General features: G+C 71.3%; 18 protein-coding genes. 1 reads left to right on the top strand and 17 read right to left on the bottom strand.

What is annotated here, in order from left to right; genetic code table 11:
• Positions 1-2 precede the first annotated feature (2 nt).
• The 16 genes from nuoN to NMQ01_RS02255 all read right to left on the bottom strand — a co-directional run bounded on the left by nuoN (position 3) and on the right by NMQ01_RS02255 (position 18,047).
• Complete coding sequence (gene nuoN / locus NMQ01_RS02330; RefSeq protein WP_255185281.1) at positions 3-1,565, bottom strand: NADH-quinone oxidoreductase subunit NuoN; 1,563 nt, start codon at positions 1,563-1,565, stop codon at positions 3-5.
• Entirely contained in the window at positions 1,565-3,247 is a 1,683-nt protein-coding gene (locus NMQ01_RS02325) for an NADH-quinone oxidoreductase subunit M (RefSeq protein WP_255185280.1), read from the bottom strand. The genes nuoN and NMQ01_RS02325 overlap by 1 nt, the downstream gene beginning before the upstream one ends.
• On the bottom strand, positions 3,247-5,127 hold the full coding sequence (gene nuoL, locus NMQ01_RS02320; RefSeq protein WP_255185279.1) for an NADH-quinone oxidoreductase subunit L: 1,881 nt from the start codon (positions 5,125-5,127) through the stop codon (positions 3,247-3,249). Before nuoL ends, NMQ01_RS02325 begins: the two co-directional genes overlap by 1 nt.
• A gap of 9 nt (positions 5,128-5,136) precedes the next feature.
• Positions 5,137-5,436, bottom strand: a complete 300-nt coding sequence (gene nuoK, locus NMQ01_RS02315; protein WP_084449949.1) for an NADH-quinone oxidoreductase subunit NuoK — start codon at positions 5,434-5,436, stop codon at positions 5,137-5,139.
• Positions 5,433-6,200: an NADH-quinone oxidoreductase subunit J gene (locus NMQ01_RS02310; protein ID WP_255185278.1), complete on the bottom strand. Its 768-nt coding sequence runs from the start codon at positions 6,198-6,200 to the stop codon at positions 5,433-5,435. The genes nuoK and NMQ01_RS02310 overlap by 4 nt, the downstream gene beginning before the upstream one ends.
• Positions 6,197-6,796: an NADH-quinone oxidoreductase subunit NuoI gene (gene nuoI, locus NMQ01_RS02305; protein WP_255185277.1), complete on the bottom strand. Its 600-nt coding sequence runs from the start codon at positions 6,794-6,796 to the stop codon at positions 6,197-6,199. Before nuoI ends, NMQ01_RS02310 begins: the two co-directional genes overlap by 4 nt.
• The gene (nuoH, locus tag NMQ01_RS02300; RefSeq protein ID WP_255185276.1) at positions 6,789-8,192 is read right to left on the bottom strand and encodes an NADH-quinone oxidoreductase subunit NuoH; all 1,404 of its coding nucleotides are present in this window, start codon (positions 8,190-8,192) and stop codon (positions 6,789-6,791) included. Before nuoH ends, nuoI begins: the two co-directional genes overlap by 8 nt.
• Positions 8,189-10,558, bottom strand: a complete 2,370-nt coding sequence (locus NMQ01_RS02295; RefSeq protein WP_255185275.1) for an NADH-quinone oxidoreductase subunit G — start codon at positions 10,556-10,558, stop codon at positions 8,189-8,191. Before NMQ01_RS02295 ends, nuoH begins: the two co-directional genes overlap by 4 nt.
• Positions 10,555-11,874: an NADH-quinone oxidoreductase subunit NuoF gene (nuoF, locus tag NMQ01_RS02290; protein WP_255185274.1), complete on the bottom strand. Its 1,320-nt coding sequence runs from the start codon at positions 11,872-11,874 to the stop codon at positions 10,555-10,557. The genes NMQ01_RS02295 and nuoF overlap by 4 nt, the downstream gene beginning before the upstream one ends.
• Positions 11,871-12,728: an NADH-quinone oxidoreductase subunit NuoE gene (gene nuoE, locus NMQ01_RS02285; RefSeq protein ID WP_255185273.1), complete on the bottom strand. Its 858-nt coding sequence runs from the start codon at positions 12,726-12,728 to the stop codon at positions 11,871-11,873. Before nuoE ends, nuoF begins: the two co-directional genes overlap by 4 nt.
• Positions 12,725-14,077, bottom strand: a complete 1,353-nt coding sequence (locus tag NMQ01_RS02280) for an NADH-quinone oxidoreductase subunit D (RefSeq protein ID WP_255185272.1) — start codon at positions 14,075-14,077, stop codon at positions 12,725-12,727. Before NMQ01_RS02280 ends, nuoE begins: the two co-directional genes overlap by 4 nt.
• Positions 14,077-14,892, bottom strand: coding sequence for an NADH-quinone oxidoreductase subunit C (locus NMQ01_RS02275; protein ID WP_255185271.1), 816 nt, complete (start codon positions 14,890-14,892; stop codon positions 14,077-14,079). Before NMQ01_RS02275 ends, NMQ01_RS02280 begins: the two co-directional genes overlap by 1 nt.
• Positions 14,889-15,476: an NADH-quinone oxidoreductase subunit B family protein gene (locus NMQ01_RS02270; RefSeq protein ID WP_255185270.1), complete on the bottom strand. Its 588-nt coding sequence runs from the start codon at positions 15,474-15,476 to the stop codon at positions 14,889-14,891. The genes NMQ01_RS02275 and NMQ01_RS02270 overlap by 4 nt, the downstream gene beginning before the upstream one ends.
• Before the next feature lie 27 nt (positions 15,477-15,503).
• Positions 15,504-15,866 (bottom strand): NADH-quinone oxidoreductase subunit A, encoded by a 363-nt coding sequence (locus tag NMQ01_RS02265; protein WP_255185269.1) that lies wholly within the window; start codon positions 15,864-15,866, stop codon positions 15,504-15,506.
• Positions 15,867-15,947: 81 nt separating this feature from the next.
• Positions 15,948-17,258 carry a geranylgeranyl reductase family protein gene (locus NMQ01_RS02260; protein WP_255185268.1) on the bottom strand — a complete coding sequence of 437 codons (1,311 nt, stop codon included), beginning with the start codon at positions 17,256-17,258 and terminating at the stop codon, positions 15,948-15,950.
• A 96-nt stretch (positions 17,259-17,354) separates the two neighbouring features.
• The gene (locus NMQ01_RS02255; RefSeq protein ID WP_255185267.1) at positions 17,355-18,047 is read right to left on the bottom strand and encodes a demethylmenaquinone methyltransferase; all 693 of its coding nucleotides are present in this window, start codon (positions 18,045-18,047) and stop codon (positions 17,355-17,357) included.
• Between the two features lie 41 nt (positions 18,048-18,088).
• Here NMQ01_RS02255 and NMQ01_RS02250 point away from each other — a divergent pair, with 41 nt between their 5' ends.
• Positions 18,089-19,390, top strand: coding sequence for an isochorismate synthase MenF (locus NMQ01_RS02250; RefSeq protein ID WP_255185266.1), 1,302 nt, complete (start codon positions 18,089-18,091; stop codon positions 19,388-19,390).
• Between the two features lie 7 nt (positions 19,391-19,397).
• Here NMQ01_RS02250 and menD read toward each other — a convergent pair whose 3' ends face one another.
• Entirely contained in the window at positions 19,398-21,149 is a 1,752-nt protein-coding gene (menD, locus tag NMQ01_RS02245; RefSeq protein WP_255185265.1) for a 2-succinyl-5-enolpyruvyl-6-hydroxy-3-cyclohexene-1-carboxylic-acid synthase, read from the bottom strand.
• Positions 21,150-21,168 lie beyond the last annotated feature (19 nt).

The raw sequence follows: 21,168 nt of genomic DNA, 5'->3' as shown, positions 1-21,168 counted from the left end.
GGTCACCTCGGGATGAAGACGCTGGACTGCTGGGCCAGCTCCAGGAGCGGACCGGGGAAGACACCGAGAGCGATCGTCGCGAGGACGCCGATGCCGATGACGACGAGGGACAGCGTAGCCGGGGCCGCGACGGTGACCTCACCGCCCGGCTCGGTGAAGAACATCAGCACGATGAGGCGGATGTAGACGAAGGCGGTGACGGCCGACATGAGCACGCCGATGACGACGAGCAGGACACCGGAGAGCCCACCGTGCTCGACCGCCGGGATGAAGGCGGCGACCTTGGCCGTGAAGCCGGAGGTCAGCGGGATGCCGGCGAAGGCGAGCATGAAGAGCGCGAAGGTCCCGGCGATGTAGGGGTGCGCCCGGCCGAGCCCAGCCCACTGCGACAGGTGGGTCGCCTCGGCCCCGCGCTCGCGCACGAGGTTGACGACCGCAAAGGCGGCGATCGTCGTGATGCCGTAGGCGACGACGTAGAAGAGCACACCCTCGACCGCCGTGCGGTCGAAGCTGATCAGTCCGACGAGGATGAAGCCGGCGTGGGCGATCGAGCTGTAGGCGAGCAGCCGCTTGATGTCGGTCTGGGTCACCGAGAGCACCGCGCCGATGACCATCGTCAGGGCGGCGATGACGACGACGCCCATCCGCCACTCCCAGCGGGTGGTCTCGAGACCGACGTAGAGCAGACGCAGCAGGGCACCGAAGGCCGCGGCCTTGGTGCACGCGGCCATGAAGCCGGTGACCGGGGTCGGGGCGCCCTGGTACACGTCCGGGGTCCACGAGTGGAAGGGGACGGCGCCGACCTTGAAGAGCAGGCCGACGAGCACCATGACGACGCCCGGCAGGAGCAGCCCCTCGAGGTCGCCGGTCGAGGTCGACGCGGCCGCGGCGATGCGGGCCAGGTCGATGGAGCCGGCGTAGCCGTAGAGCAGGGCCGCACCGAAGAGGAAGAAGCCCGACGAGAAGGCGCCGAGGAGGAAGTACTTCAGGGCCGCCTCCTGCGAGAGCAGGCGACGGCGGCGGGCCAGGCCCGACATGAGGTAGAGCGGCAGCGACAGCAGCTCGAGCGCGACGAACATCGTCAGCAGGTCGTTGGCAGCAGGGAAGAGCAGCATGCCCGCGAGGGCGAAGAGCGCGAGCGGGAAGACCTCGGTCGTCGACCAGCCCTTGCGCGCGGCCTGGGACTCGAGCGTCGAGCCCGGGCTCGCGGCACCCATCGGGGTGAAGGCATCGGCGGTGTCGCCGCCGAGCCGGTCGGCCATGACGAGCAGGCCGAGCAGCCCGAGGACGAGCAGCGCACCCTGCATGAATCGGGTCGGGTCGTCGATGGCGACGGTGCCGCCGACGGTCACCCCGGCGGAGTCACCGGTGAGGACGAGCGCGACGAAGGCGATGACGATCGTGGCGACCGAGACGACGACCTGCGCGAGGTGGCGGGTGCTGCGCGGCGCGAAGGCCTCGACGAGGACCCCGACGAAGGCCCCGACGAGCAGGACGATCATCGGCGAGAGCGCCTGGTAGCTGATGTCGGCGGCCTCGAAGGCCGCGGGCACGGTCAGGGTCATCAGTGGTCACTCCCGGAGGTCGAGCCGGCGTCGGCGGGGGCGGACGGGGCCGGGTCGCTGACGCCGACGATCTGGAGGGTCCGCTCGACCGCCGGGTCGAGGGTGTCCAGCACCGGCTTGGGGAAGAAGCCGAGCACGACGAGGGCCACGACGACGGGGGCCACGACGGCCTTCTCCCGCCAGCCGAGGTCGCGCAGCGGCGCGGACAGCCGGGCCGGGGTGACGCCCTCGTCGAGGTCGGCCCGCACGTAGGGCAGCTCGGCCGCGGCCGGCGTGGCCTCCTGCGTCCGGGCGGCGACGGCGAGGTCGTCTGCTCCGGCCTCGGCCTCGGCGTCACCGACGACGACCGGCGGCGGGCCGGTGAAGATCCGCTTGTACATGAGCAGCACGTAGATCGCGGCGAGGACGACGCCCCACACCGCGAAGGCCGTCGCAACCGGCTGGCGCGACCAGGACCCGGCGATGACGAGGAACTCCGAGACGAAGGTCGACAGACCCGGCAGCGACAGGGTGGCGAGCCCGGCGATGAGGAAGGAGCCGGCCAGCCACGGGGTGGCGCGCTGCCAGCCGCCGTAGTCGTCGATGCGCTGGCTGCCGCGGCGGGCGATGAGCATGCCGGCCACGAGGAAGAGGCCGGCCGTCGCGAAGCCGTGGTTGACCATGTAGAAGTTCGCGCCCGACTGGGAGACGGACGTGAAGGCGAAGATGCCCAGGACGATGAAGCCGAAGTGGCTCACCGAGGTGAAGGCGATCAGGCGCATCATGTCGCGCTCGCCGATCGCCAGGATCGCCCCGTAGAGGATCGAGATCACCGCGAGGGTGACGACGACCGGCGTCGCCCACTGGCTCGCCTCGGGGAAGAGCTGGAGGCAGAAGCGGATCATCCCGTATGTGCCGACCTTGTCGAGGACGCCGACGAGCAGCGTCGCGACGGCGGGCCGCGAGGCCGCGGCGGCGTCGGGGAGCCAGGTGTGCACCGGCCACATCGGCGCCTTGACCGCGAAGGCGATGAAGAAGGCGACGAAGATCCAGCGCTCGGCCGAGCCGCCGATCTCGAGGCCGGTGAGCCGCTGGACGAGGAAGCCCTCGGACCCGCCCGGACCCTGGAGGTAGAGGGCGATGACGCCGACGAGCATGATCAGCCCGCCTGCGAGGGAGAAGAGGAGGAACTTCATCGCAGCGGCCTGGCGGTGGGCACCGCCGTACATCCCGATGAGGAAGTAGACCGGGATGAGCATGGCCTCGAAGAAGACGTAGAAGAGGAAGACGTCGATCGCGGAGAAGACACCGACCATGAAGGGCAGGAGCGAGAGCAGCAGGGCGAAGTAGCCCTTGTGCCAGGCGCCCCCCTCGGGCACGTCGTCCCACGCGGCGAGGATGCACACCGGCACGAGCACGAGCGCCATGAGGATCAGGGCGAGCGAGATACCGTCGACGCCGAGGGCGTAGCTGACGCCGAACTGCGGGATCCAGTCGTGGCGCTCGACCATCTGGAACTGCTCGCTGCTGCCGCGGCTGAAGCTCGTCGCGGTCGCGACGATGCCGAGCACGAGGGTGAGCAGGGAGACCCCGAGGGCGATGGGTCGGGCGAGCTGCGCACTGCGCGAAGGGAGGACCGCCACCACGAGCGCGCCGACGAGCGGCACGACCATGAGCAGGGTCAGCCAGGGCAGGTTGTCCATCAGTTGATCACCCACAGTGCACCGAGAAAGACGACGACACCGGTGAGCATCGTCAGGGCGTAGGAGCGCGCATAGCCGTTCTGGGCCGTGCGCAGCCAGGAGGAGGTCGTCTCGATCGCGCGGGACAGGCTCAGCACGGAGCCGTCGACGAGCTCACGGTCGGAGGAGGTCAGACCCCGGGTGAGCCCGATGCCGGGCCACTGCAGCAGGGTCGAGTTGAGCTCGTCCTGGTAGAGGTCGGCGCGAGCCGCGCGGGTGAGCGCGCTGCCGGCCGGCGCGACGACGGGGACCTCGTCGCGGCCGTAGACCAGCCAGGCCCAGACGGCGCCGACGGCCACGACGAGCAGCGTGCCCGCCATGAGGACCGGCACCGGCAGCACCGGCTCGTGGTGCTCGACGTGGCCGAGGACCGGCTCGAGCCAGGTCGTGATCGGGGCGACGGTCGCGAGGACGAGACCCAGCAGGGCCGAGCCGACGGCGAGGACCATCATCGGGATCGTCATCGTCAGGGGCGACTCGTGCGGGTGGACGTCGTCGGTCCAGCGCCGCTTGCCGTGGAAGGTCATGAAGAACAGGCGCGACATGTAGAAGGCCGTGATGCCGGCGCCGAGGAGCGCGACGAGTCCGAAGACCCACGGCCGCCAGCCCTCGCCGACGAAGGCGGCCTCGATGATCTTGTCCTTGCTCCAGAAGCCGGCGAAGGGGGGAACCCCGAGGATCGCGAGCCAGCCCAGGCCGAAGGTCACCCAGGTGATCTTCATGACCGTCGACAGGCCGCCGAAGCGGCGCATGTCGACCTGGTCGCCCATGCCGTGCATGACGGACCCGGCACCGAGGAACATGCCTGCCTTGAAGAAGCCGTGCGTCACGAGGTGGAAGATCGCGAAGGCGTAGCCGACCGGGCCGAGACCCGCGGCGAGCATCATGTAGCCGATCTGGCTCATCGTCGAGGCGGCGAGCGCCTTCTTCATGTCGTCCTTGGCGCAGCCGACGATCGCTCCGTAGACGAGGGTGATCGCGCCGACGACGACGACCGCGAGCTGGGCATTCGGCGCCGCGTCGAAGATGTGGTGGCTGCGCACGACGAGGTAGACACCGGCGGTGACCATCGTCGCGGCGTGGATGAGCGCTGAGACCGGGGTCGGGCCCGCCATCGCGTCACCCAGCCAGGACTGCAGGGGGAACTGCGCCGACTTGCCGCAGGCGCCGAGCAGGAGCAGCAGGCCGATCGCGGTGAGCACGCCCTCCCCCGCGCCCCCGACCGCGGCGTCGACCGCGGCGAAGTCGACGGTGCCGAAGGTCGCGAGCATGAGCGTCATCGCGAGGATCAGGCCGACGTCGCCGATGCGGTTGGCGATGAAGGCCTTGTTGGCCGCCGTGGCGTAGGCGGGGTTGTGGTTCCAGAAGCCGATGAGCAGCCAGGAGGCCAGGCCCACGCCCTCCCAGCCGACGAAGAGCAGCAGGTAGGAGTCGGCGAGGACGAGCAGGAGCATCGACGCGACGAAGAGGTTGAGGTAGGCGAAGAAGCGCCGCTTGTCGGGGTCGTGCTCCATGTAGCCGAGCGAGTACACGTGGATGAGCGACCCGACGAAGGTGATGAGCAGGACGAAGGCGACCGAGAGCGGGTCGACGAGCAGCCCGGCGGCGACGTCGATGCTGCCGGCGGGGACCCAGTCCCACAGCTGCACGGTGCCGGAGCGCTCCTCCGCGGAGGTGCCGAGCATCGAGACGAAGATGGCGGCGCCCACGAGGAAGGAGCCCCAGGACAGGGCGGTCGCGAGCAGCGGCCCGAAGGAGTCGGTGAGGCGGCCGCCGAGGAGCAGCAGCGCCGCCCCGAGGAGGGGCAGGGCCACGAGGAGCCAGGCGATGTCGGTGAGCAAGGTGGCTCCTTACAGCTTCAGCAGGTTGGCGTCGTCGACCGAGGCCGAGCGGCGGGCACGGAAGACGGCCATGATGATGGCGAGTCCGACGACGACCTCGGCGGCGGCCACGACCATGACGAACATGGCGATGACCTGCCCCTCGACCGACCCGTGCATGCGGGCGAAGGTGACGAAGGCGAGCGAGGCGGCGTTGAGCATGAGCTCGACACCCATGAAGACGATGATCGCGTTGCGTCGCAGCAGGACGGTCGCGCCACCGATCACGAAGAGGATCGTCGCGAGGTAGATGTAGTTCATCGGGCTCACTGCTGCTCACCTCCCTCGGTGGTGGTCTCGGTGTCCTCGAGCTGGCGGTAGCGCGTCGGGGTCGTCACCTGGTCACGGGCGACGAGCACGCGGTTGAGCGAGAGCTCGGAGATGCTGCCGTCGGGCAGCAGGGCCGGGGTGTCGACGGCGTTGTGCCGCGCGTAGACGCCCGGGACCGGCAGACCGGAGAGGTGCTTGCCCTCGCGGAAGCGGCGCTCCATCCACTCTCGCTGGGTCGGCTTGGCGATGATCCGCTCGCGGTGCGCGAAGACCATGGCGCCGAGCGCGGAGACGGTGAGCAGACCGGCGGTGACCTCGAAGAGCCACACGTAGCGACCGAAGACGAGGTAGGCGATGGCCTCGACGTTGCCGGGGTCGGCGTTGACCTCCGCGAGCGTCGGGTTGCCCTCGTAGACGACCCGGCCGATGGCGGAGAAGAGCAGCAGCAGGCCGGCGACCGAGACGAGCACGGTGAGCAGACGCTGGCCCTTGATCGTCTCGACGAGCGAGGACGAGTGGTCGACGCCGACGAGCATGACGACGAAGAGGAAGAGCATCATCACCGCGCCCGTGTACACGAAGATGTGCACGACGCCGAGGAAGGGAGCCTCCTGCAGGAGGTAGAAGACGCCCAGGACGATCATCGTCGTCACCATGCCGATGGCCGCGTGCACCGCCTTGCGGGCGAAGAGCAGGGCGAGCGCGCCGGGGACGGCGACGAGACTGAGGACCCAGAAGACGACGGCCTCACCGGTGCCGGTCATCGGCCCTCCTCCGAGCTCGCGTGCTGCTCGACCCACTCGCGCTGCTCGGGCGTGGCCGTGGCGACCTTGCCCTGGTAGTAGTCGCGCTCCTCCATGCCCTCGACCATCGGGTGGGGCGCGGGGAGCATCCCCTCCTGGAGCGGCGCGAGGAGCTGCTCCTTGGTGAAGATCAGGTCGGCGCGGTTGTTGTCGGCGAGCTCGTACTCGTTGGTCATCGTCAGCGCCCGGGTCGGGCAGGCCTCGATGCACAGCCCGCAGAAGATACAGCGCAGGTAGTTGATCTGGTAGATGTGCCCGTAGCGCTCGCCGGGGCTGAAGCGCAGCCCCCGCTCGTCGTCGTTGCCGCGGCCCTCGACGAGGATCGCGTCGGCCGGGCAGGCCCAGGCGCACAGCTCGCAGCCGACGCACTTCTCGAGACCGTCGGGGTGACGGTTGAGCTGGTGGCGGCCGTGGAAGCGCGGCTGGGTGGGCCACTTGACCTCGGGGTACTCCTGGGTCGCGACCTTGCGGAACATCGTCGCGAAGGTCACGCCGAAGCCGGCCACGGGGGCGAAGAGGTCGGCGAAGAACCCTCCCTTGGCGGTGTCGTCAGCCACGGTGCTCCTCCTCGGAGGTGGACGGGGTGCTGGTCTCGGTCGAAGGGGGTGCCGGCCGGGTGTCGATGGCCGTCCCACCACGGGGCGCCTCGACGAGGCGCTGGCCGGGCAGCGGCGGCACGGGGTAGCCCTCGGCCCAGGGGTCGACCTCCTCGGGCACCTCCGCGGCGGCCTCCTCCTCGCGGGCGCGCTGGTCGACCTTCGTCTCCCAGATCCACGTGGAGCCGAGGACGAGGACACCCAGGACACCGACGATGATCAGCGAGGAGATCGGGAACTCGCGGCCGAGCAGGCCGACCGTTCCGTCACCGAAGAAGCCGGCGTCGGCGCCGCGGATGAAGGCCACGGCGATGACCCACGCGACGGTGACGGGGATGAGGAACTTCCAGCCGAAGCGCATGAACTGGTCGTAGCGGGTGCGGGGCAGGGTGCCGCGCAGCCAGACGAAGAAGAACATGAAGAGCCAGAGCTTGACGGTGAACCACAGCAGGCCCCACCAGCCGGTGTTGAGCATGCCGTCGCCGATGGCGGCGATGCCGGGAGGCGCCTGCCAGCCACCGAGGAAGAGCGTCGTCGCCAGGGCGGAGACGGTGAACATGCTGATGTACTCGCCGAGGAAGAACATCGCGAAGCGCATGCCGGAGTACTCGGTGAAGTACCCGCCGACGATCTCGCCCTCACCCTCGGCGAGGTCGAAGGGCAGACGGTTGGTCTCGCCGACCATCGTGATGACGTAGATGACGAAGGAGACGCACGCCGGGACGATGTACCAGAGGTCGCTCTGGGCGGCGACGATCTCGCTCGTGCTCATCGAGCCCGCGTACATGAAGACGGCGACGAGGGCCAGGCCCATGGCGATCTCGTAGGAGATCAGCTGGGCGGTCGCCCGCAGGCCACCGAGCAGGGGGTAGGTCGAGCCGGCGGACCAGCCGCCGAGGACGATGCCGTAGGCCGCGACGCCGGCGACGGCGAGGACGAGCAGCGCGGCGACCGGCAGGTCGGTCAGCTGCAGCGGGGTGTGGTGACCGAACATCCAGACCATCCCGCCGAGCGGCATGATCGAGAAGCCGACGAAGGCCATCGACGCGAAGATCACCGGCGCGATGGTGAAGATCAGGGCGTCGGCGGCCTTGGGCCGCACGTCCTCCTTGAACATCGACTTCATGCCGTCGGCGAGGGTCTGCAGCAGGCCGAAGGGGCCGTTGCGGTTGGGGCCGGGGCGCTGCTGCATGCGACCGATGACGCGGCGCTCGAACCAGATGACGAGCAGCACCGACACGAGCAGGTAGACGAAGAGCAGCAGCGCCTTGACGAGCGAGAGCCACAGCGGGGTGTCGCTGAAGTCCGCCGGGACCGGCTTGTCGGCTGCGGCGGCGAGGAGGGTCATGCCCGTCATGCCGCACCCCCCTTCGTCACGGAGACGATCGCTCCGGCTCGGCCGGAGAGGCTGCGCAGGTCGCAGCTCTCCGAGTGGGTCGGCAACCACACGACGTGGTCGACCATGTCGCGGATGACGACGGGGACGGTGACCCGCAGGTCCTCGGCGCTCACCGTGACGAGGTCACCCTCGACGAGGCCGAAGGACTGCGCCGTCGCCGGCGACACGAGCGCTCGCGGCGCCTGGGCCGTGCCGGCGAGGAAGGCCTCGCCGTCCTGCAGGCTGCCCTTGTCGAGCAGCAGGCGCCAGGTGGCGAGGACGAGCTCTCCCTCACCGGGCTGCGCCGGGTCCGCCTGCGGCACCTGCGGGGCCTCGCCGGTCGCGCGGGGCGCGGCGGTGGCCTCGAGCGCGCGGCGCGCCTCGGCGGTCGTGCGCGTGCCGAGGAACTCGCCCATCTCGTCGGCGAGCATGTGCAGCACCCGGTGGTCGGGCAGGGCGGTGGTCGACAGCGCCGCCTCGAAGGACCGCACGCGACCCTCCCAGTTGACGAAGGCGCCCTCGCGCTCGGCGTGCGGGGCCACCGGCAGCACGACGTCGGCGTGCTCGGTGACGCTGCTGGGCCGGATCTCGAGGGAGACGACGAAGGCGCGCTCGAAGGCCTCACGGGCACCGGCGACCCCGAGGTCGTCGGCGTCGACGCCACCGACGACGAGGCCGCCGACCGAGCCGGAGGCGGCCGCGGCGACGATGCCGGCGGTGTCGAGACCGCCCTCGCCGGGCAGGCAGCCGGCATCGATCGCGCCGCGCTCCCCCGCCCGTCGCGGGACCCAGGCCAGGCGGGCCCCGGTCACCTCCGCCAGGCGGGCAGCCGCGGTGAGGGCACCGGGCACGGTGGCCAGACGCTCGCCGACGAGCACGACCGGCCGCTCGCCGCGCAGCGCGGCGTGGGCGGCGGTCAGCGGGTCGCCCTCGGAGCCGGGCCCGATCTCGCCCGTGAGCGCGGTGAGCACCTCGGTCTCGGTGCCGGGCGCCGACGGGATGAGCGTGCCGCCGAGCTTGTCGAGGCCGCGGGTCGCCAGCGGGGCGACGGTGAAGACGCTCGTGCCGGCCTTGCGGTGCGCCTTGCGCAGCCGCAGGAAGAGGATCGGGCTCTCCTCCTCGGGCTCCAGCCCGACGAGCAGGACCGAGCTGGCCCGGCCGACCTCCTCGAAGGTCACGCCGGTCTCCGGCGTCGTCCCCGCGACGTGCCGCAGGAGGAACTCGCGCTCCTCGGCCGAGTGCGGCCGGGCGCGGTGGTCGACGTGCTCGGTGCGCAGCACCGAGCGGGCGAAGGTGGCGTAGGCGTGGGCGTCCTCGACGCTCACCCGGCCGCCGACGAGCACCCCGTGACCCTGTGCGGCGCGCAGCCCGTCGGCCGCGACGGCCAGGGCCTCCTGCCACGAGGCGACCCGCAGCTCGCCCTCGGCGTCGCGCACCATCGGCAGCTCGAAGCGGTCACCGAGGTCGGCGGAGACGAAGGCCCAGCGGCCCTTGTCGCAGTTCCACTCCTCGTTGACCTGCGGGTCGTTGCCGGCCATGCGGCGCAGCACGCTGCCCCGGCGGTGGTCGGTGCGAAGGGAGCAGCCGTCGGCGCAGTGCTCGCAGACGTCGGGGCTCGAGACGAGGTCGAAGGGCCGGGAGCGGAAGCGGTAGGCGGCACCGGTGAGCGCGCCGACCGGGCAGATCTGGACGGTGTTGCCGGAGAAGTAGCTCTCGAAGGGCTGCTCCTCGTAGATGCCGACCTGCTGCAGCGCCCCGCGCTCGACGAGCGCGATGAAGGGGTCGCCGGCGACCTGGTCGGAAAACCGGGTGCACCGGGCGCACAGGACGCAGCGCTCGCGGTCGAGGAGCACCTGCGAGGAGATGTTGATCGGCTTGGGATAGGTGCGCTTGACGTCGTCGAAGCGCGAGGTGGCCCGGCCGTTGCTCATCGCCTGGTTCTGCAGCGGGCACTCGCCGCCCTTGTCGCACACCGGGCAGTCGAGCGGGTGGTTGATGAGCAGCAGCTCCATGACGCCCTGCTGCGCCTTGTCGGCGACCGGCGAGGTGTGCTGGGTGCGCACCTGCATGCCCTCGCTCACCGTCATCGTGCAGCTGGCCTGCGGCTTGGGCATCGGCTTGACGTTGCCCTCGCGGTCGGGCGTCGCGACCTCGACGAGGCACTGCCGGCAGGCGCCGACCGGCTCGAGGAGCGGGTGGTCGCAGAAGCGCGGGATCTGGATCCCGGCCTCCTCGGCCGCCCGGATGACGAGGGTGTCCTTGGGCACGGCGACGGCGATGCCGTCGATGCTGAGGTTGATCAGCTCCGGGGGTGCCTGCTGGTCGGTAGTGTCTGCGACGGTCATGCGGTCACCTGTGCGGTCTCGTGGTGGAAGAGCGTCGAGGCGGCGGGCGGGAAGAGCTCGCTCGCCGGGGTGTGGCACCCGGCCTCGAACTCCTCCCGGAAGTGCTTGACCGCCGAGGTGATCGGGCTGGTCGCACCGTCACCGAGGGCGCAGAAGGAGCGGCCGAGGATGTTGTCGCAGATGTCGACGAGCTTGTCGATGTCCTCGGGCGTGCCGTGACCGTGCTCGAGGCGCTCGAGGATCTGGGCGAGCCACCACGTGCCCTCGCGGCACGGGGTGCACTTGCCGCACGACTCGTGCTTGTAGAAGTCGGTCCAGCGGCTGACGCAGCGCACGACCGAGACGGTGTCGTCGAAGATCTGCAGCGCGCGGGTGCCGAGCATCGAGCCGTGGGCCGCGACCGACTCGAAGTCGAGCGGCACGTCGAGGTGCTCCTGGGTGAAGATCGGCGTCGACGAACCACCCGGCGTCCAGAACTTCAGCGGGTGGTTGGGGTCGCGCATGCCACCGGCCATGTCGATGAGCTCGCGCAGCGTGATGCCGAGCGGTGCCTCGTACTGCCCCGGCCGCTTGACGTGGCCCGAGAGCGAGAAGATGCCGAAGCCCTGCGACTTCTCCGTGCCCATGTCGGAGAACCACTCGGCGCCCTTGCGGATGATGACCGGCACCGAGGCGATGGACTCGACGTTGTTGACGACCGTCGGTCGCGCGTAGAGGCCGGCGACGGCCGGGAAGGGCGGCTTGAGCCGCGGCTGGCCGCGACGGCCCTCGAGGGAGTCGAGCAGGGCCGTCTCCTCGCCGCAGATGTAGGCGCCGGCGCCCGCGTGCACCGTGACGTCGAGGTCGAAGCCGGTCCCGAGGATGTCCTTGCCGAGGTAGCCGGCCGCGTAGGCCTCCTCGACCGCGCGCATGAGGCGGCGGTAGACGTGGACGACCTCACCGCGCAGGTAGATGAAGGCGTGGTTGCAGCCGATGGCGAAGGAGGTGATCGCCACCCCCTCGACGAGGAAGTGCGGCGCCGCCATGAGCAGCGGGATGTCCTTGCACGTGCCCGGCTCGGACTCGTCGGCGTTGACGACGAGATAGCGGGGCCCGCCGTCGGGCGGGGGCAGGAAGCCCCACTTCATGCCGGTCGGGAAGCCGGCGCCGCCACGGCCGCGCAGGCCGGAGTCCTTGGCCGCCTGGACGAGATCCGCCGGGTCGCTCTGCAGCGCCTGACGAAGGGCGGCGTAGCCGTCGTTGTCCTCGTAGGTCGCGAGGGTCCACGACTGCGGGTGGTCCCAGAACTTCGTGAGGATCGGGGTCAGCGTCGTCACTTGTCAGCCTCCGTGCCCTCGCTCGTCGGGCGCTCGTCGGGCGCATTCGCCGGGGTGTCGACCGAGGTCTGCTCGCCGGTGGCGATGCCCTCGGTCGACGCTGCGGTCGTGGACGTCGCCGCGTCGGCGTCGCCCCCTTCGCCCGGTGCCGTCCAGCCCTCGCGTCGGGCCAGCTCCACACCGCGAAGGGAGGCCTCCCCCGCCCCGATGCCCTCGTCGGCGAGCCCGTCGGGGAAGCCGGCGAGCACGCGCGAGACCTGCTTGAAGGTGCACAGGCGGTCGGGTCCGCGGGTCGGCCGCACCGGTGTGCCGGCGCGCAGGTCGTCGACGAGCCGGACGGTCGACTCCGGGGTCTGGTTGTCGAAGAACTCCCAGTTGGTCATGACGACCGGGGCGTAGTCGCACGCGGCATTGCACTCGATGCGCTCGAGGGTGATCGTGCCGTCCTCGGTCGTCTCGTCGTGGCCGATGCCCAGGCGCTCGCTGACGGTCTCCCAGATCTGGTCGCCGCCCATGACCGCGCACAGGGTGTTGGTGCACACGCCGACGGTGTAGTCGCCGTTGGGGTGGCGCTTGTACTGGGTGTAGAAGGTCGCGACGCCCGAGACCTCGGCCGTCGTCAGGCCGAGCGTGCTCGCGCAGAAGTCGATGCCGCGACCGGTGACGTAACCGTCGACGCTCTGCACGAGGTGCAGCAGCGGCAGCAGCGCCGAGCGCGGCTGCGGGTAGCGGGCCACGACCTGCTCGGCCTCGGCCGACAGCTGCTCGAGGACCTCCGCCGGGTAGGGCTCCTTGCTCTCCGACGGCACGTGCAGGTGCCCGGACGCGGTCTGCTCTCCGAATCCACCGCTCATCGGTCGACTCCTCCCATCACCGGGTCGATCGAGGCGACCGCGACGATGACGTCGGCGAGGTTGCCCCCTTCGCACATGGCCGCGACGGCCTGCAGGTTGTTGAAGCTCGGGTCCCGGAAGTGGGCCCGGTAGGGGCGGGTGCCGCCGTCGGACACGACGTGGCAGCCCAGCTCGCCCTTCGGCGACTCGACGGCGACGTAGGCCTGGCCCGGCGGGACCCGGAAGCCCTCGGTCACGAGCTTGAAGTGGTGGATCAGGGCCTCCATCGAGGTGCCCATGATCTCGCGGATGTGGTCGAGGCTGTTGCCCATGCCGTCGCCGCCCACGGCGAGCTGCGAGGGCCACGCGACGCGCTTGTCGGCGACCATGACCTGGCCGGGGTTGCGCTGCAGCTCGTCGGTCACCTGCTCGACGATCTTGAGGCTCTCGCGCATCTCCGCCAGGCGGATCGCGAGCCGGTCGTAGGCGTCGGCGCCCGTGCGGGTGATGACGTCGAAGTCGTACTTCTCGTAGCCGCAGTAGGGCGTGAGCTTGCGCAGGTCGTGCGGCAGACCGGTCGAGCGCAACACCGGGCCGGTGATGCCCAGGGCGGTGCAGCCGGTGAGCGAGAGCTCTCCGACCCGCTTCGTGCGGCCCTTGAGGATGGGGTTCTCGAGGAGGAGCTGCTCGAGCTCGCCGATGCCCTTGCGCACCTGCGGCACCATCTCGCGGATCTTGTCGATCGCGCCGTGCGGCAGGTCCTGGGCGACGCCGCCGGGGCGGATGTAGGCGTTGTTCATCCGCAGGCCGGTGATGTTCTCGATGACCGACAGGATCCGCTCGCGCTCGCGGAAGCTGATCGTCATGATCGTCGTCGCGCCCATCTCCATGCCGCCGGTGCCGAGGCAGATGAGGTGGCTCGAGATGCGGGTCAGCTCCATCATGAGCACCCGGATCACGCTGGCCCGCTCGGGGATGTCGTCGGTGATGCCGAGGACCTTCTCGACCGCGAGGCAGTAGGCGGCCTCCTGGAACATCGGCGTCAGGTAGTCCATGCGCGTGCAGAAGGTCACCCCCTGCGTCCACGTGCGGAACTCCATGTTCTTCTCGATGCCCGTGTGGAGGTAGCCGATGCCGGCGCGGGCCTCGGTGACCGTCTCGCCGTCGAGCTCGAGGATGAGCCGCAGGACGCCGTGCGTCGAGGGGTGCTGCGGACCCATGTTGAGGACGATGCGCTCCTCGGGGTTCATCCCGAGCTCGCCCATCTCCTGGTCCCAGTCACCGCCCTGGACGTTGACGATGCGGCCCTCGGCGAGGTCGTCGGCGCCCGGGGTCGCGTGGACCCGGCCACCCTGCGTGTGCGTAGCCATCAGTTGTACGACCTCCGCTCGTCGGGCGGCGGGACGGTGCCGCCCTTGTACTCCACCGGGATGCCGCCCAGCGGGTAGTCCTTGCGCTGCGGGTGCCCGGCCCAGTCGTCGGGCATGAGGATGCGGGTGAGCGCGGGGTGCCCGTCGAAGACGACGCCGAACATGTCCCACGTCTCGCGCTCGTGCCAGTCGGCCGCGGGATAGGTCTCGACGATGCTCGGGATGTGCGGGTCGGCGTCGGGGGCGGTGACCTCGACGCGCAGCCGCCGACCACCGTGGGTGATCGAGAGCAGGTGGTAGGCGACGTGCAGCTCGCGCCCGCTCTCCTGCGGGAAGTGCACGCCGGAGACCGACATGCACATCTCGAAGCGCAGGTCCGGTCGGTCGCGCAGGGCGCGCATGACGACCGGCAGGTCCTCGCGGGCGACGTGCAGGGTCAGCTCGCCGCGGTGGACGACGACCTGCTCGAGCAGGTCGCCCCCGGTGGCGTCGGCGAGCCGGTCGACGACCTCGTCGAACCAGCCGCCGTAGGGGCGCTCGCTCGCGCCGGGGAAGGCGACGGTCGTCTTGAGCCCGCCGTAGCCGGAGGTGTCCTGACCGTTGCGGGCGCCGAACATGCCGCGACGCTCGTCGCGCACGACGGGGGCGTGCGCCGGGTCGACCTCGCCGGCACCCTCCCCTTCGACATTGCTGTACTCGACCGGCCGGTTGCCGCCGGTCAGACCCTGGGTCGAGGGGAAGCCCTTGTTGGCGGTGCCGCTCAGGCCGACGCCGTCCGGGTGGACGCCCTCGGCGGGCTTGTCGATCTCGCTCATGCCAGGAGGTTCCTTCCGAGCAGGCCCTCGTGGTCGTGCGTCGGGGGCTGCAGCTCCGTCGGGGTGGCGCCGAGGGCAGCCTGCTCCGCGGCCCGGGCGGCGGCGACGCGGTTGACACCCAGCGGCGTGCTCTGGATCTGCTGGTGCAGCTCGATGATCGCGTTGAGCAGCATCTCCGGGCGGGGCGGACAGCCGGGCAGGTAGATGTCGACGGGGATGATGTGGTCGACGCCCTGGACGATCGCGTAGTTGTTGAACATGCCGCCGGAGCTGGCGCACACGCCCATCGAGATGACCCACTTGGGGTTGGCCATCTGGTCGTAGACCTGACGCACGACGGGGGCCATCTTGTTGCTCACCCGGCCGGCGACGATCATCAGGTCAGCCTGGCGCGGGGTCGCGGCGAAGCGCTCCATCCCGAAGCGGGCCAGGTCGTAGTGCGGCGTGCCCACGGCCATCATCTCGATGGCGCAGCAGGCCAGCCCGAAGGTCGCCGGCCAGATGGACGCCTTGCGCATGTAGCCGGCCAGCGCCTCGACCGTCGTGAGGGCGATGCCCGACGGCAGCTTTTCTTCGATCCCCATTGATCCGTCTCCTCGTCCTCGTCCTCGTCAGTCCCACTCGAACCCACCGCGGCGCCACACATAGGCATCCGCGATGAAGAACGCGTTGAACAGGAACAGCACCACGGCAGCGAGGGTGAAGGCCCCGAGCTCGTCGAAGGCGACGGCGAAGGGGTAGAGGAAGAGCGCCTCGATGTCGAAGATGATGAACAGCATCGCGGTCAGGTAGTACTTGACCGGGAAGCGGCCGCCCTCGGCGGCCTGCGGCGTCGGCTGGATGCCGCACTCGTAGGCCTGCGCCTTGGCGGCGTTGTAGCGCGCCGGGCCGACGACCAGGCTCGTGCCCACGGACACGAGCGCGAAGCCGAGACCGATGGCGAAGAGGATGAGCAGCGGGATGTACGGGTTCATCACTGCTCCCGCCTTTCTTCCGTCATGTGATCCAGTCCACGCCCGATCCTAGGGGTGACGCCGGACACACCCGACACCGCCTCACGCATCGGGGGCCACCCGGGTCATCAGCTGGACGAGGCGGTCGTCGAGACCCCCGCCCTTCTCCTCCGGGAGGTTGGCCATGAGCTTGAGCATGAACTTCATCAGCGTCTGCCGGGGCAGGCCGTACTTCGTCGCCAGGCGCATGATCTCGGGCTTGCCGATGAGCTTCGCGAACTGCGCGCCGAGCCGGAAATAGCCGCCGTGCATGTCCTTCATCCGGGCGACGTAGGACTGCAGCACCCGCTCCCGGTCCACGGCGGTCGGCCGGGCGAGGGCCTGGACGATGACCTCGGCCGCGGCGTGGCCGGCCTCGAGCGCGTAGTCGATGCCCTCGCCGTTGAAGGGGTTGACCATGCCGCCCGCGTCACCGACGAGCATGAGGCCGTCGGCGTAGAGCGGCTGGCGGTTGAAGGCCATCGGCAGCGCGGCCGCGGTGATCTCGCCGGTGATCGTGCCCTCGTTGATGCCCCACTCCGCCGGCATCGTCTCGACCCAGCGACGCATGACGTCCTTGTAGTCGGTGCGACCGAAGGCCTCGGAGGTGTTGAGGACACCCAGCCCGATGTTGGAGCGCCCGTCCCCCAGCCCGAAGAGCCAGCCGTAACCCGGCATGAGGATGCGCCCCCCTTCGGGCGTCGTCGACCACAGCTCGAGGTGGCTCTCGAGGTACTCGTCGTCGTGGCGGGGCGTCTCGTAGTAGGCGCGCACGGCGACCGCCATCGGCCGGTCCTCGCGCTTCTCGCGGCCCATCTTCACCGACAGGCGGGAGGAGACGCCGTCCGCGGCGACGACGACGGGGGCGCGATAGGTCTCGGTCTCGCCCGTGGCGCGGCCGCGCTCGTCGACGACCTTGGCCACGACGCCGACGATCCGGCCGGACTCGTCACGGATCGGCTCGGAGACATTGCGCCCCTCGAGCAGCTCGGCGCCGCAGGAGGCGGCGTGGCGGGCCAGGACCTCGTCGAGGTCCTGGCGGGCCCGGACCATGCCGTAGCCGGGGAAGGAGGTCACGTCGGGCCAGTCGAGCTGCAGCCGCATGCCGCCGCCGATGATCCGCAGACCCTTGTTGTGCGCCCACCCGTCGGTCTCCGACAAGGGGACGCCGAGGTTGATCAGCTGGCGCACCGCGCGCGGGGTGAGCCCGTCACCGCAGATCTTGTCGCGGGGGAAGCGGGACTTCTCCAGCAGGACGACGTCCTTGCCGGCCTTCGCCAGCCACGCGGCGGTGGCGCTGCCACCCGGGCCGGCTCCGACGACGATGACGTCGACACTGCGGTCTCCGTCGGCCGCAGGCAGTGCACTGGTCACGAAAGGTTCCTCAGCTGCTTGTGAAGCAATTCACGATCGCGGGTGACACTACCCGGCAGGAACTTCGGCGGTCACACAGGTAGACCTAACCCGTCGTCAGCTCTTGGTGGCTCGGTGCAAGGCCACGATCCCACCCGTCAGGTTGCGCCACTCGACGCCGCCCCACCCGGTGCCGGTGATCATCTGCGCGAGCTGCTCCTGCGCCGGCCAGCTCTGGATCGACTCGGCGAGGTAGACGTATGAGTCGGGGTTGGAGCTCAGCCGCCGGGCCACCGGCGGGAAGGCCGCCATGAGGTACTCGGAGTAGATCGTGCGGAAGGCCCGGTTGACCGGCTGGCTGAACTCGCAGATGAGCAACCGCCCGCCGGGCCGGGTCACCCTGAGGAACTCGCCCAGGGCGACCTCGGGCTCGACGACGTTGCGGAAGCCGAAGGACATCGTCACGACGTCGAAGGAGGCGTCGGCGAAGGGGAGCCGGGTCGCGTCGGCAGCGGTGAAGTCGAGCTCGGGGCTCTGCACGAGCCCCTGGCGCAGCATGCCGAGGGAGAAGTCGGCCGAGGCGACCTGCGCGCCGGCGCGGCGCAGCGGCAGGCTCGAGGAGCCGGGGCCGGCGGCGATGTCGAGGATGCGCTCCCCCGGCTGCGGGTCGATGGCGTCCACGACCGCCCGCCGCCACAGCCGCGTCTGACCCAGCGACATCACGTCGTTCATCAGGTCGTACTTCGCGGCGGTCTCGTCGAACATCGCGGCGACGTCCTTGGGGTCCTTCTGCAGGGTGGCGCGGCTCATGTCCTCATCCTCGCACCCGCCGCCGTAGGCTGATGCCCGACATGTCATCGCCTTCCCCTGCCGACGCCCCCACCCCCACGGGCGTCCCCCACCCCGCGCTCGTCGTCCGCACCGTCGCCGTCCCCGCGGCCAGGGTCGCGGACCTCCTCTCCCTCCTGCCGGAGCCGGACGACGCGGGCGACGTCGTCTCCTGGGTGCGCAAGGGCGAGGGCTTCGTCGGCTGGGGCCGGGTCGCGACCTTCCGGGCGAGCGGCCCCGACCGCTTCGACCGGGCGCAGGAGTGGTGGCGGCAGGTCACGGCCGAGGCGATCGTGCGCGACGACGTCGACGAGCCGGGCACCGGGCCGATCGCCTTCGGCTCGATGGCCTACTCGCGGCGCTCGCAGACCGAGTCGGTCCTCGTCGTGCCCGAGGTCGTCGTCGGCCGGCGCGGCGCCCTCGCGTGGGTCACGACGATCACGACCGATGCGACGGTCCCCGCGGCCGACCAGCCGCTCGAGCGCCAGCCCGAGCCGCGGACCCCCGGCCCCGTGGACTTCGCCGACCTCGACCTCACCGCCGACCGCTGGGCCGCCGCGGTCGACGAGGCGGTCGCCCGGATCAGCGCCGGCGAGCTCGACAAGGTCGTGCTCGCCCGCTCCGTGCGGGCCACCGCGCAGCAGCGCATCGACCCCCGCTGGGTCCTCGCCCGTCTCGCCGAGGACTACGACACGACGTGGGTCTTCGCCGTCGACGGTCTCGTCGGCGCCACCCCCGAGATGCTCGTGCGCCTCGAGCGGGGCCTGGTCACCTCGCGGGTCCTCGCCGGCACGATCCGCCGCACCGGCGACGACAGCCACGACCTCGCCCTCGCCGGCTCCCTCGCCCGCAGCAGCAAGGACCTCGAGGAGCACGAGTACGCCGTGCGCTCGGTCGCCGACGCCCTGACGGCACACACCTCCTCGATCAACGTGCCGGACTCCCCCTTCGTCCTGCACCTCAACAACGTCATGCACCTGGCGACCGACGTCGCGGGAGTCGTCGACGACGACTCGACCTCGCTCGCGCTCGCCGCCTCGCTGCACCCGAGCGCCGCGGTGTGCGGCACGCCGACCCTCGTCGCCGACGGGGTCATCGCCGAGCTCGAGCAGATGGATCGCGGTCGCTATGCCGGACCCGTCGGCTGGATGGACGCCTCCGGTGACGGCGAGTGGGGCATCGCGCTGCGCTGCGGCGCCTACGAGAGCGCGTCCTCGCTGCGCCTCTACGCCGGGTGCGGCATCGTCGCCGGCTCGGTCGCGGCCGACGAGGTCGCCGAGTCGGCGGCCAAGCTGCTGCCGATGCGCACCGCCCTCGGCGGCTGACCGACGGTCAGCCGCCCAGCGCCGCCACGACGGTCTTGCGAGCGAGTCGGCCCGCCTCGCGCCGCGCGGCCCCGTCGACGGGCACCCGCACCACCCGGATCCCCTCGCTCGGGCGCGCCACGAGTGCGGTGAGCTGCTCCGCCGACGTCGCCGTCGTCGCCGGCACCCCGTGGGCGGCGCAGAGCACCTCGATGTCGGTGCCCGTCGGTGTCGTGAAGAGCCGGCGCATCGGTCCCGCGAGCTCGTCGGCGCCGTACTCGAGCGTGCCGAAGATGCTGCCCCCGTCGTCGTCGACGACGACGAGGGTCAGGTCGGGGCGCGGCTCGTCGGGCCCGATGAGCAGGCCGTTGGCGTCGTGGAGGAAGGTCAGGTCGCCGAGGACCGCCACCGTCGGCCCGGTGCGGGAGAGGGCCAGCCCGACGGCCGTGGAGACGCAGCCGTCGATGCCGGCGAGCCCGCGGCTGGTGATGACCTCGACGTCGGCGCGCACCCGGGCGACACCGTGGGCCACGTCGCGGGCGACGCTGCTGCTGCCGAGGAAGAGCGCGCTGTCGTCGGCGAGCGCGTCGTGCACCGCCCGGGCCACGGCGGGCCCGTCGAGCGTGGCACCGGTCGGGGCGAGCGCGGCGGCGACCGTCTCGCCGGCGGCGAGCCACTCCCGGGCGAAGGGAGTCGGCTCCTGCCCCGCACCCTCGGTCCGCAGCGCCGCGAAGGGGTGGACGGCGGCCGCCGTGTGGGCGGCATCGGCCCAGCCGTCGGCGCCGGGTTCACCGCTCGTCACGACCTCGACCCGCAGCCCCGGCGTGCGGGTGAGCGCGGGCACAGCCCGGCCGAGGGTGGGTCGGCCGACGACGACGACGCGCGAAGGGAGGTGCCCCCCGACCCACTTCGTCGCGGCGAGCAGCCGGTCGCCGTGCGGCAGGACGAGCGGGCTCGTGCCGGGGCCGGGCTCGGCGAGCACGGGGGCGCCGTGGTGCTCGGCCCAAGCGAGGGCGGCCGCCCGGTGCTGCGCCGTGGGCAGCTCGCCGACGACGACGAGGGTCCGCTCGTCGTGCGCGAGCGGGGTCGCGGCGCCGGAGAGGACCTCGGGCGGTGCGGGCAGGGCGAGCGACGGGTCGCCGCCCGGGCGCCCGGCGCGCGCCGGGTCGAGGTGATCCCGACCGGATAGCCGGTCGCCGGTACCTCGACCCGACGGGTGGTCGTCCGGCGCGAGCGGGTCGCGGAAGGGCACGTCGAGGTGGACCGGGCCGGCCCACCCCTGGCCGGTGAGCGCACCGGTCGCGGCGGCGACGGCGCGGGCCGCTGCCGTGCGCCAGGCCGGCGTCTGCCGCTCGGGGTCGGCGGGGGTCTCGAGCTCGAGGGTCAGGCGCACGGCACCGCCGAAGACGCCCGGCTGGACGGTCGCCTGGTTGGCCCCGACCCCGCGCAGCTCGGGCGGCCGGTCGGCGGTGAGCAGCAGCAGCGGCACGGCGCCGTGGTGCGCCTCGAGGACCGCGGGGTGGAGGTTGGCGACCGCGGTGCCGCTCGTCGTGATGACCACGGCGGGGCGGCGCGAGGTCTTGGCCAGCCCGAGCGCGAGGAAGGCGGCGCTGCGCTCGTCGACCCGCACGTGCAGCCGCAGGCGCCCCGCCGCCTCGAGGTCGTGGGCGGCATAGGCCAGCGGGGCCGACCGGGACCCGGGGCACAGGACGACCTCGCGCACGCCGAGGCGGACGAGCTCGTCGAGCAGCACACGGGCGGCGGCGGTCGAGGGGTTCACCCGCCCGATCCTGCCACTG

The organism is Janibacter sp. CX7 (genome assembly GCF_024362365.1).
Classification (GTDB): domain Bacteria; phylum Actinomycetota; class Actinomycetes; order Actinomycetales; family Dermatophilaceae; genus Janibacter.
Note: the sequence above shows the minus strand (reverse complement) of the source record. Positions and strands in the feature narration are given on the sequence as shown.

Coding starts and splice junctions, on each gene's coding strand:
- NMQ01_RS02265 (WP_255185269.1), bottom strand. CDS start 15,866: ATGAACCCGTACATCCCGCTGCTCATCCTCTTCGCCATCGGTCTCGGC.
- NMQ01_RS02280 (WP_255185272.1), bottom strand. CDS start 14,077: ATGGCTACGCACACGCAGGGTGGCCGGGTCCACGCGACCCCGGGCGCC.
- NMQ01_RS02250 (WP_255185266.1), top strand. CDS start 18,089: ATGTCATCGCCTTCCCCTGCCGACGCCCCCACCCCCACGGGCGTCCCC.
- nuoN (WP_255185281.1), bottom strand. CDS start 1,565: ATGACCCTGACCGTGCCCGCGGCCTTCGAGGCCGCCGACATCAGCTAC.
- nuoE (WP_255185273.1), bottom strand. CDS start 12,728: ATGAGCGGTGGATTCGGAGAGCAGACCGCGTCCGGGCACCTGCACGTG.
- nuoH (WP_255185276.1), bottom strand. CDS start 8,192: ATGACGGGCATGACCCTCCTCGCCGCCGCAGCCGACAAGCCGGTCCCG.
- NMQ01_RS02255 (WP_255185267.1), bottom strand. CDS start 18,047: ATGAGCCGCGCCACCCTGCAGAAGGACCCCAAGGACGTCGCCGCGATG.
- NMQ01_RS02275 (WP_255185271.1), bottom strand. CDS start 14,892: ATGAGCGAGATCGACAAGCCCGCCGAGGGCGTCCACCCGGACGGCGTC.
- NMQ01_RS02310 (WP_255185278.1), bottom strand. CDS start 6,200: ATGACCGGCACCGGTGAGGCCGTCGTCTTCTGGGTCCTCAGTCTCGTC.
- NMQ01_RS02270 (WP_255185270.1), bottom strand. CDS start 15,476: ATGGGGATCGAAGAAAAGCTGCCGTCGGGCATCGCCCTCACGACGGTC.
- NMQ01_RS02325 (WP_255185280.1), bottom strand. CDS start 3,247: ATGGACAACCTGCCCTGGCTGACCCTGCTCATGGTCGTGCCGCTCGTC.
- NMQ01_RS02295 (WP_255185275.1), bottom strand. CDS start 10,558: ATGACCGTCGCAGACACTACCGACCAGCAGGCACCCCCGGAGCTGATC.